This window comes from Streptomyces sp. NPDC004561 (genome assembly GCF_053602155.1).
Window position 1 is genome coordinate 1 of record NZ_JBSGDB010000872.1, and the last position, 1681, is coordinate 1681.

1 pseudogene is annotated in these 1681 nt (G+C 66.7%); it reads left to right on the top strand.

Going from position 1 to position 1681, the window contains the following annotated elements:
• Window positions 1–147: 147 nt before the first annotated feature.
• Window positions 148–1091 (top strand): annotated as a pseudogene (locus ACWEN3_RS46270) (IS5 family transposase).
• The last annotated feature ends 590 nt before the right edge of the window (window positions 1092–1681 follow it).

The window sequence follows — 1681 nt, forward strand, 5'->3', positions numbered from 1 at the left end:
GGGGAAGTCCGTCCCGCCCACCTGGCGCCCCGCTACACTCCACGCCACCAGGCTGCTGACCAGCCCAGATACCGAACTACGGCTGGAGTACTAGGAGCTGTCCGGCCGATCATGTGACTGGCCCGTCCGTGACTCGTTGGTCTGGGCATGGGGCGGGGTCAGCGTGGTGACTTGTCGGATGCCGAGTGGGAACGGTTGCGGCTGTTCCTGCCGGTGAGCAATGGCCGTTGTGGGCGGTGGCGGGATCATCGGCAGGTGATCGACGGGATTCTCCACCGTGTACGGACCGGAGTGCAGTGGCGTGATCTCCCCGAGCGATTCGGGCCGTGGAAGACGGTCTACGAGCGCCACCGGTTGTGGTCGGCGGACGGCACCTGGGAGCGGCTGCTGCAGCAGGCCCAGGCCGCAGCCGATGCCGCGGCTGACGTGGACTGGGACGTCTCGGTCGACTCGACGAGCGTGCGCGCGCATCAGCACGCAGCGGGCGCTCGCAATGACCCGCCGCCTGCCCTTGCTGCCTCAAAGGGGGACGGCGAGGCGGAACACCAGGCCGAACTTCCGTGGCAGAGCCTGGCCGACCGGCTGGCGGAGGTGGTGCAGGCGGTGAGGGACTGGGCCGATCGCGGGGCGGCTTCACCAGCAAGATCCACCTGAGCGCCGATGGTCGTTGCCGCCCGCTGTCTCTGCTCGTCACCGCCGGCCAGCGCGGTGACAGCCCAGAGTTCAAGCCCGTGCTGGAGAAGATTCGTGTTCCCCGCGTCGGACCGGGACGGCCCCGCAGCAAGCCGGACAGTGTCGCCGGGGACAAGGCCTACAGCAACCGACCGTGCCGTGAGTACCTGCGACGTCGGGGCATCCCGCACACGATCCCGGAGAAGGCCGACAGCCGGGCTGCTCGCCTGCGCAGAGGTCAACGCGGCGGGCGCCCGCCGGGCTTCGACGAGAAGCGGTACAAGAAGCGCAACACCGTCGAGCGGGCCATCAACAAGCTCAAGAACCATCGAGCCGTGGCGACCCGCTACGACAAGCGAGGGTACGTCTTTCTCGGCACGGTCACCGCGGCCGCCCTCGTCGTTTGGCTCCGCGCGTGACCACGCGTCACGGCCGCAACTCACCGATGCCCCCGGTGCCAGCATGAGGCCGGCCGCGACGAGGAAGTCCTCAAGGCTGATGACACTGCTGCTGGTGCCGTCGTTCCATTCGACCAGGCGTCCCTAGCGGCCCTCGTTCCAGGAGTCTGGTGTGTCGTCCGCAGGGTCAGGGCCGGGATGCCACTCGACGCAGCCCTCGCCATGCCGGTATCGGAGATACAGGTACTGGCGGTCTGCCCTCCACGCATTCCACTGAGACGGGTGGGCAGAACATGTCTGCACCACCCGCACAAGCCCCCGGCCTTCCGTATCCATCCAACGATGGTCACGCACCAGCAGAACCCGGGCAACCGACTTCGGGCCACCGTCGCAAGTACTTCAGGAAGCCGCCAAGCCGACATCATCAGTGATCGGCCGGACAGCTCCTAGACAGGGGAATGTGTCGCCATCTTTCTTGGAGCGGGGCCCTTCCCTGGCGGAACAGGTACCTGGCTAAGGGCTCGTAAAGAATCAACACGTTGCTTCACGGTGTCTCTGTCGTTGGTGTGGTATGCGCATACCGAGCGAGCTTCGTGACCAACTTGCCCTGA